General features: G+C 43.4%; 9 protein-coding genes and 1 pseudogene. 5 read left to right on the top strand and 5 right to left on the bottom strand.

Going from position 1 to position 8,238, the window contains the following annotated elements; all coding sequences use genetic code 11:
- The 3 genes and pseudogenes from H6F63_RS30800 to H6F63_RS00580 form a co-directional block, all read left to right on the top strand.
- Positions 1–98, top strand: a pseudogene (locus H6F63_RS30800) (IS982 family transposase); the annotation flags it as partial.
- A 162-nt stretch (positions 99–260) separates the two neighbouring features.
- Positions 261–725 (top strand): hypothetical protein, encoded by a 465-nt coding sequence (locus H6F63_RS00585; protein ID WP_190634000.1) that lies wholly within the window; start codon positions 261–263, stop codon positions 723–725.
- A gap of 1,029 nt (positions 726–1,754) precedes the next feature.
- Positions 1,755–2,858: a GUN4 domain-containing protein gene (locus H6F63_RS00580; protein WP_190633998.1), complete on the top strand. Its 1,104-nt coding sequence runs from the start codon at positions 1,755–1,757 to the stop codon at positions 2,856–2,858.
- 197 nt (positions 2,859–3,055) lie between these two features.
- Here the strand turns inward: H6F63_RS00580 and H6F63_RS00575 are convergent, their stop codons facing one another.
- Both H6F63_RS00575 and H6F63_RS00570 read right to left on the bottom strand, forming a co-directional pair.
- The gene (locus H6F63_RS00575) at positions 3,056–3,997 is read right to left on the bottom strand and encodes an NmrA/HSCARG family protein (protein ID WP_190633997.1); all 942 of its coding nucleotides are present in this window, start codon (positions 3,995–3,997) and stop codon (positions 3,056–3,058) included.
- 114 nt (positions 3,998–4,111) lie between these two features.
- Positions 4,112–4,666 carry a site-specific integrase gene (locus H6F63_RS00570; protein WP_190633995.1) on the bottom strand — a complete coding sequence of 185 codons (555 nt, stop codon included), beginning with the start codon at positions 4,664–4,666 and terminating at the stop codon, positions 4,112–4,114.
- Positions 4,667–4,927: 261 nt separating this feature from the next.
- Between H6F63_RS00570 and H6F63_RS00565 the strand changes: the two genes are divergently transcribed.
- Both H6F63_RS00565 and H6F63_RS00560 read left to right on the top strand, forming a co-directional pair.
- A complete protein-coding gene (locus H6F63_RS00565; RefSeq protein WP_190633994.1) occupies positions 4,928–5,077 on the top strand; it encodes a hypothetical protein in 150 nt (49 codons plus the stop codon).
- The gene (locus H6F63_RS00560) at positions 5,074–5,334 is read left to right on the top strand and encodes a hypothetical protein (protein ID WP_190633992.1); all 261 of its coding nucleotides are present in this window, start codon (positions 5,074–5,076) and stop codon (positions 5,332–5,334) included. The genes H6F63_RS00565 and H6F63_RS00560 overlap by 4 nt, the downstream gene beginning before the upstream one ends.
- A 45-nt stretch (positions 5,335–5,379) precedes the next feature.
- Here the strand turns inward: H6F63_RS00560 and H6F63_RS00555 are convergent, their stop codons facing one another.
- The 3 genes from H6F63_RS00555 to H6F63_RS00545 all read right to left on the bottom strand — a co-directional run bounded on the left by H6F63_RS00555 (position 5,380) and on the right by H6F63_RS00545 (position 7,640).
- Complete coding sequence (locus tag H6F63_RS00555) at positions 5,380–5,553, bottom strand: hypothetical protein (RefSeq protein WP_190633990.1); 174 nt, start codon at positions 5,551–5,553, stop codon at positions 5,380–5,382.
- Positions 5,554–5,572: 19 nt separating this feature from the next.
- Positions 5,573–6,346: a SprT family zinc-dependent metalloprotease gene (locus tag H6F63_RS00550; RefSeq protein ID WP_199297479.1), complete on the bottom strand. Its 774-nt coding sequence runs from the start codon at positions 6,344–6,346 to the stop codon at positions 5,573–5,575.
- 304 nt (positions 6,347–6,650) lie between these two features.
- Entirely contained in the window at positions 6,651–7,640 is a 990-nt protein-coding gene (locus H6F63_RS00545; RefSeq protein ID WP_190633989.1) for a hypothetical protein, read from the bottom strand.
- Between the last annotated feature and the right edge of the window lie 598 nt (positions 7,641–8,238).

Raw genomic sequence — 8,238 nt, 5'->3', positions numbered from 1 at the left:
ATTTTATGGTCAATATCTTGTGTGGTTTAATTGCTTACTGTCATCAACCCAAGAAACCATCACTCCGTTTAGAGTGGGCTTTGGTTCAATCAGCTTAACCCGAACTGAGGTTAATAGAGCGTCTCCAGGCAATAAACTATGAATTTGAAAACCCTAGAATTGTTTTCATACCGCCACAACCAGATATTCGCGAGCAGATAGCCTCCCTGGAAAGCCTTGCTGGAGTAATACCGCTATCACTTCGAGCTTGGTACGAGATTGTGGGAACAGTTTCTTTAAGGGGTTTTCATCCTGACTGGGGCAAGTTCTTTGCTTTTGCACTCGTTGTTGACCCGCTTGATTATGTACTTGTGGAGTGTGATGCTTGGAAATACGATTGCGATGAAGAACCATTTCAGTTTCCGGTCGCTACACGTCCCGACGGTGGAATTCCCTATGTTATTGAGGTGCCTAATGCCGCAATCGACGCGCCTCTGTTGCAAGAACCGCACGGCATTACCTTCGTCAATTACCTGCGGATTTGCTTTCGCTGGGGAGGATTTCCTGAATTTGAGAAGTACAGAAGGGATAACGAAATATACCTAAAACATTTCCAGAAGCTCAAGAGTAAGGAAGCCATCCCTAACAAAAAATATTTGGAGAAAAACATAAAGGATACCGAATCTCGTATCCAAAAAATTGGCAGCGTAATCACCTATCTAACTGAAGGTTTGCTCCCACTATAAACGTTTTTTTGTGAGCAGCTCTCAATCGCTAAGGAAAAATTAGGAAGACAAAGACCTTATAAAAACTCAATGATTTGACTAATTGATTAATGAACAACCCCTCATGATCTAATAAAATAGCTTCCTATAACAGGAGGCTTAGCTGCGCTGTTTATCCCCTTGTTTTTGACAAGAAAGCATAGGTTGTTTCAGATGAACGATTACGCGCAATAGAATTCTTGCATTATTCAGCATTATTCATCTGAGTTAAAGCAGTGTGTCGGAAAGAATTGTTTTTAAGGCAAGATTTTTCATAACTTCCTCTGCCATTGGAGTGGAAGAAGGATAAAAAATACCTCAGCTAGAAGAGCCAGGGTACAAATAGCATCGAAAATTAATTACAGTCGTATCGCTGCATTCACTCCACATTTTAGGGGTTGCAGGTAGTTACGCTCAGTCCTATCAAAAATTCAAGTACAGGATACAGCCGCGTTCCTCTGTAAAACTGTTACGGGCAATACTTCGTATTCGTAGTGACTTTCCCCTCAACGGTTGCAAAGCGAACCTTGACGAGGCGGACGTAGTTAGAACCAATATATTAACTAACTAACCTCACAATAGTTGTTCTATCGCCTTTTAATTTCCAGGGAGGTTCCTGAATTATTGGCGATAATTGGCTAACAAATCGTTAAAACGGATTGACAAAATACCCCCGTTAACCTTCCTGTAATCAGCAATGTAGGCAGCAGGTTTTTAACCGAAATGAGTGGCTGGTCATCAAAGAAGCCAGCGACATATCCTGGTTCTACCGCTGCTGCCCCTTACCTTAAGTTCATTAGTGGCGACTACAGCGAGGCAGATGGGTACTCAGTGTTGCACAGCAGACAGATGATAGTTAGTTTTTATTTGATTTCGTTCCGAAAACTTAAAGCTTTACACTGTATCAGATACAAACAAATCAACTCACGCTCAAAAAACCTGACAAGGTTTTTAACTCAAAGCTCTCATCGCTTAGAAGGATAAGTATTAGAATTGAAGCTATTCAAAAGATTGAGAAAATCAATATTAGCTTGGTTGCTCTTAGGTGTAGCCGCGACTCTATTGATCAGCGTCTTACCATTAATCGTCTCCCTAAATGGTAAGTTTCCTTTCTCAAACTCTCCCCCATCTGTTGATTTGAAGTCGGCTGTAGGTGCCGATTACGCGCATTTGGACAAACTATTGCAGCAAGGGTTATGGAAAAAGGCTGACCAGCATACTTTCCAAAAGATGCTGGAAGTTTCTCGACGAGAGCGTGAGAAATGGTTAAGTGTCCAAGACATTAAAAATTTTCCTTGTAAAGACTTGGGAACGCTTGATCAACTCTGGGAAGTCCGCAGCCAGGGACGTTTTGGGTTTAGCATCCAACGGCAACTCTGGATAGATTTAGGTGGTGGGGCGTATAGCGCTGCTGCTGCTGCAAAGTTTGGTGATTACGTCGGTTGGCGGCAACACGGAAGATGGCTCCCTTACGCTCAACTAATGTTTCAAACCGATGCTCCTATTGGTCATTTACCAGCCTCAACTGGAGGGGGTGTTAGTGGCGGCGTGTGGGGTGGAATAGCATCCTTAGCAACTCAAGTGTCATCCTGTTCCTTAGACACGGCTCCAGGCAAGCGACTAGAACACCGTGAGAGTTGGGAAGATACAACTTGGGCAAAGCTAGAAACAAGTTTAGCCAAGCGAGAATGGTTAGCCGCCAACTGGATGACACTAAAGCTAATGGAAAATATTTCTAATCAGGGCAAGAAGCATGATGTAAGTGGAGTAGATCTTGATTTGAGTACTTTCCCCTGCCGAGAGTTAAAAAAGATTGATCAACTATGGCTGAAGTATTCAGAAGGACGACTTGGATTTAGCGTACAGCAAAAATTTTACTTACAAACAGGTAATAAGCTAGGTGAGTTTAACCAGGAAAAGTACGATGCTTTTCAAGAAGCTATTGGATGGGCTTATGCTGGTAGTCGCCCTGAAGCAGATAATTACGATTTAAGATTTCCCTCAGTTATTCCTCAAGGCTATTTTCCCAATAGTCTGGGCTATGACCGCACAACTTTTGGCTCTGGTTTTTTCCACCAATGGCGGGCTTCTCTGAATCCTGAGTGTAACCTTTGAGCCACTTGCGCCACTGGAATATATTTTGTGGCGATAACTTAGTGAATAAATTCAACATAGTGAATTCCTTCAGCAATATTGCAGATAATCATCATCGGGAATCTTGCAGCATTTCTCTAATAAATACAATACCCGCTTGCATAAAGACTGAACGAGATATCAGGCTATTTTGACACAACAAGATAGTTAACAAGCTTTCACCAACTCTCGTAAGTGAGCTGCTCGTTTGCCCAGTTAGTTTCCTCAAGAAATTCACTGAATGTTGTCAAGAGTCCAGAAAACTCCTCTTCCCTCAAGCTCTTAACATTGGCTTGATAACCCTTAGTGCGATACCACTGAATCAGCTTATAAAGCTCCTTTCGCATGAGGAGTAGGAAGATCCAGGCGGGTGTCTCTTTATAGACAACAGGAATTCCCTGCGCTTTAGAGAATGCCTCTGCCAACTGCTTTGGAGTCAGCACGTCGCCAGCCAGCTCAATCTCTTGACCAATGTATTTTGAGGGATTTTTCATAACGTAGGCAGTAACGCGACCCATGTCCTTAGTGGTGATTAAATGTAGCGGCTTGTCAGGCTGAATAGAAAATCGGAAGACACCCTTGAGGATGGAGGGTCGCGTGTACTTTTTCCAAAACTCTTCCATGAACAAGCAGGCTCGCAGCATCGTTGTTGGTAAGCCAGCCTGTTTTAAAATCTGCTCCACCTGGTATTTCTGCTCAATGTGACCGATTCCCGAATTCCTGTCTGCTCCCCCGGCAGAGTTATATACAAAGTGTTTGATGTCGGCTTTCTTGGCAACTTGTGCAACTCGCTTTGCCCTCTCGACTTCTAGCGGGTCAGGTTTCGCTGAGTCTTTGGAGGTCGCGTGGCAGTAAACAGCTGAGATTCCTACAAAGGCGGCTTCAAGTGAGTTCTCATCGTCTAGGTTCGCCTCAACCAGCTCAATTCCTGCATCGAGCATCTTGGAGAGAGAAGGCCTATCGGGGTCAATTTTCCTAGTTATGGCACGCAGGTTGGTAACTCCCTGTTCAAGAAATCCCGTGATTGCATTTCCGCCAGTGCCTCCAGTCACGCCGATAAGCAGAACTTTCCCGATTTTCGGCTCTATGCAATCGGGATAATCGGAGACATTCGCTTCCATTTTTATATTCCTTACTTTAGATTTTTAGTAGCGCTGCTCTTTGTGCTATGTAGAAATGCGGTGGTGGGCGCGAGCTGGTAACTTTTGAGGAGTTCCCGACTGGCGCGAGCATCCTTACCAACCAATCACTGATACAGCTTTCCGCTTCTGCTCTGGCGATACTTCTAGATACCGCTGCAAAGTACCCAGGTCATTGTGTCCGGATATCTCCTGAATATGCCTGAGCGGTATCCCAGCATTGTGCATTTGAGTCAGAGCAGTTCGCCTAAAGCTGTGGGTACTGACTCCCTCTACTCCCATCCGGCGACAAGCATCCTTCAAAATCTTATCAGCCATAAACCGAGTCAAGTGTTCCTTTCCCCTGACTCCAGATGGAAACAACGCCCCTGGTTGAGCGAGCTGGTACTCTGCCAGTATTGCCGCTAGTCCAGGTTGAATGTCCACAACGCGGGTTTTAAGCTTTCCCTTCGTGGTAGACTTCCTAAAAGTCAATGTTCCACTTTTAATGTCCGTAGTTTGGAGCGCCAGTGCCTCCGATACGCGACATCCAGTAAAAAGACAGATGGCAAATAAAGCGCGATCGCGTGGCGAATTTAATCCATCGGTGAACAACCGCCTCAATTCATCTGCGGTGAGAACTTTTCCTTGTCCGTTGCCCCTAACCTTCATGCTGCTATTTCGTAGTTCATAGCTAGATTACACGAAAGTCGGGTTTCGTTGAATAGGTATCTAAAAGATTGATATAGCGTTGTTAGAGAACTTACGCCCCACCCGGTTAACCCCGGCTTATCAATCCCTTTCCATCCGCCTCACGAGAGAATCAGGGTTTCGGGCGCAATCGATGATTTTTGCTTATGCCTGCGCTGTTATCACCGTCATCAAGTAAGATCGACTACCTTTGATTGGTAACTGATAGCAGGGCCGGCACAGATGGCAGAATCACCCATGTTTTGCGCTAGGGTGCCCGGTGAGCAGCAGGAGAAAATTAGGGACATTGCCGAAGCTTCTGGCAGGAAGGAAGCGGAAGTTGAAGGTCAGCGATCGCGGCTTATCTCGAAGAGACTGATCCGGCTGCGGTGATAGAGTATTTGCTGTCGATTGGATTGAGTTTTGAGGTGTGTCAGCATGACCTGGGAATCCTCAAAGCTAGAGAGGCATGGATGTTTGATGAGTGTGTGGCCCAGGAAGAGATGAAACGCCTGATCTTGGTGCCAGATTCCCAGAAACAACTGCGTGAGTTGGTGCATTTTGGCAGGGGGTTGGCGATGGAAACGATTGATCGGGGGCCGCCTGTTGTGCCGTTTTGGAGCGATCACATCCATCAACGCTTGCCTTGAGAAGCTCAGCTAATGCACGATCACTTAAACTTGTGGAGTTTGACTTTAAAGAGGCGATCGCGCTTCAGATTTAGAACTCCAAAAACTCGCACAACGGCTGGTTAAACCGGATGGTGAAGCGTGGGAGGAGGGACAATTGGTGGATATTCGACTGGCTGAGGATTTGAAGCGGAGACTGCGGGAAAGACGCTCGCTCCTAAGAGTTGAAGAATTGCTCATGTTCAAACTACCTAAAAAGCTATGACGGCACTGAACTAGATTCCCAAGATTCGAGACTTACTTTTCGCTCTCTCCAATCGGGCATTACGCTACCCAGCGTTCCCCAAAAGGCATCCCCATGATGACGGTGCAGCAAGTGGACAACCTCATGGGCGATAACATATTCCAGAACTGCTAGAGGGGCATGAATCAGGTGCCAATTAATGCGGATTGTTCCATCTTTGTCACAGGTTCCCCAAACCCGTTTCTGTTCAGAAAGCTTGACATCTCTTGGCTTGACACCTAGCTTACGCGCATAAACTCTAGCGAAGTGCTGGATATCAAGACGTGCGCGATCGCGTTTCCATTCGACAAACGCCTGCTCAATGGCTTCTTGTCTCGCATCCCCGGCTAAATAGCGAGGCACTTGGATGTGGAAGCGACTTTTGTAAGTAATAGTAACTCGCTCTACATCAGCTTCCTCAATCTGCAACATTAAGCGACGACCCCGGTACATTACCTTTGCCCCACTGACGTAGTGTTGGGAACTGGTAGGAGGGTTCTTTGGGCGGCAATCTTCGACGGCATTGAATAACCAGCGGCGTTTGGTGTCGAGGAAGGCGGCAATTTGCTCTTGGGGCGTATCAGTCGGAGCAACGACTTCTACGGTTTGAGGGGTAACGACGAGGCGCTGCCGTTTGGTGCGTGAGCTGTAGCGCACGGTGTAGGGGATGCTGGTTTGACCAATTTGTAGAACAGGCATAGCAATTAGGGGTGGAACCCGAATGCTTTGTTTAGTTTTCAGCGAACGCAAGGCTTACCAGCTTTTGCAGAAGCGTCATTTAACACATTTTTATAGAATGTATAGAAGGTTTTCAAGATGTTCTCCACTTATTCAACAACGTAAATTAGCGCTATTTTAAATACTAAGAAACTTACTCATCTCCTAGCTTATTTATATCTGACAACAAACTGCTAAACATGAATTCTATTTCGATCGATGTCAACTTCTCTTGTTGGGTTGCAACTTTATTCCCTTGTTTATTTTCACCTGATTCTTTATCGTCCTTTGCTTGAAGTTCTTTTTCCCATTTAAGCCTTTCTTTTAGTTGTTGTATTTATCGATCAATTTTTTCTATGCATTTGGGTTCTTTCATTTTAAGAGATTTCATAATAGAGCGTAACCCAGCAGCACCGTCTTCCAAAAACTCTATTTCATTAGAACTGTTTCGTATTACTGTATCAACTTCATCTATACAAGATTCCTGAAATTTTTCTGTTAAAGTTTTGATCTGACTATTTGAATAATCTTCATAAAATATATTTAAAAGTGAAGCAATAAACTCATAGTCTATACCTTCCTCAAGTTGATTCATTATAATATTCTCTGTAACACTCGAGACGATTTGGTATAATTCACCCTTTGGTTTTTCACCAGGTATACCAAAGGATTTAAGCCTAGTTACGATTCTGACAAGCTCTGAGTGGTTAATATTAGTCTGGCTCTGCAAAAGATTCTTAAGCTTGCTTATTGTTAATTTAGCCAACTCTTCAGATTCTGGATTACGTACCAATGAGGTGACATCAAGCACGAAATTTGTTTTCTCTTCAAAAGATGGTTTATCCAGAAAATAGAAAAGAGATTTATTAAAATAATGGGCTGCGACTCTACAAGTCTCACTCTCCAATGTTTTTTGGATGCCAGCTAAAAATTCAGAAAAGTATTTTATTATCCCAGAATATTGAGTTGTGATATCTATTTGTGCGGCAGTGAATTGATAATGTCTCCTGCGCGTCCATAGTATGTTATATTGTTCGAGGTAAACCCCAGCATTGATAATATCTCGAATATCGTCTTCAACCTCACTGAGATGATTTTCAATAAAATCCTGTACTGAAGGATTGTGAAAGCTAACTAGTGTCTTTCTTTTGTCGCATCCAAATTCTTGGTATTGGATATTTATAAAGTTGCCGTCGAGTAGCTTCAATGCGTCACGAAAGTCGGACTCACTGGTTTCATATCCATGCAACTGGCGACGATATCTATGGAATGCCCAGAAAGCAGTGTAAAGGTCATTGAGGAAGACATGTTCAGGCATACTTGCCATAACCAGTAACAGGTGTCTTGCAGCCCGACTAATCTGATGTTCAAATGCGTGTTTCCATATGCGGGATGGATTGTCTAAGCTTGACAGGAAAGTATCAACATATGTTTCAGGCGTGCATTCTTTTAATCGAATAGTGCTTGTCATGTATTCAATAATGCGCGGGTTGTAATTCCTATGAGCTAAAATTTTTCGGTAATTCTTATTATGAAGCAGTACCTCTTTATAGGAGATAGATATATCAGAAAAATATAGGTGATTGTAGAAAATTTTTGCTCTTACAGACGTCGTGTAATCTTCTAGAGATACTATACAGGTGCTAAATTCAAATGAAAATTGTGCCAATGATTCATATTGAAACTGAGCATTATGAAGAATGTATTCTCTTGTTGTTAGAATGAATCTCCAATTTTCATTACTTGATACCTCCTCAATAAACTCAACAATCCTTCTGTCCTCATTTTTTCTGAAAGACTCAAGAGTAGTTGTAAGCTGTTCAGCATTTAAATAAAGTATAATCCGAAAGTAAATTTAGTCTAACAAGTGAAAGATGCCAGCGAAAAATTATCTCAATCAAGAGCAAGTAGAGAAACTACAAAAA

It is taken from the genome of Trichocoleus sp. FACHB-40, from assembly GCF_014695915.1.
Classification (GTDB): domain Bacteria; phylum Cyanobacteriota; class Cyanobacteriia; order Cyanobacteriales; family FACHB-T130; genus Funiculus; species Funiculus sociatus.
This window is presented reverse-complemented; position numbering and strand designations above follow the sequence as displayed.

Bases quoted from the DNA above. Each gene is read 5' to 3' on its own strand.
- H6F63_RS00575 (WP_190633997.1), bottom strand. From the start codon at position 3,997: ATGGAAGCGAATGTCTCCGATTATCCCGATTGCATAGAGCCGAAAATC.
- H6F63_RS00570 (WP_190633995.1), bottom strand. From the start codon at position 4,666: ATGAAGGTTAGGGGCAACGGACAAGGAAAAGTTCTCACCGCAGATGAA.
- H6F63_RS00565 (WP_190633994.1), top strand. From the start codon at position 4,928: ATGGCAGAATCACCCATGTTTTGCGCTAGGGTGCCCGGTGAGCAGCAG.
- H6F63_RS00555 (WP_190633990.1), bottom strand. From the start codon at position 5,553: ATGAGCAATTCTTCAACTCTTAGGAGCGAGCGTCTTTCCCGCAGTCTC.
- H6F63_RS00545 (WP_190633989.1), bottom strand. From the start codon at position 7,640: ATGGCAAGTATGCCTGAACATGTCTTCCTCAATGACCTTTACACTGCT.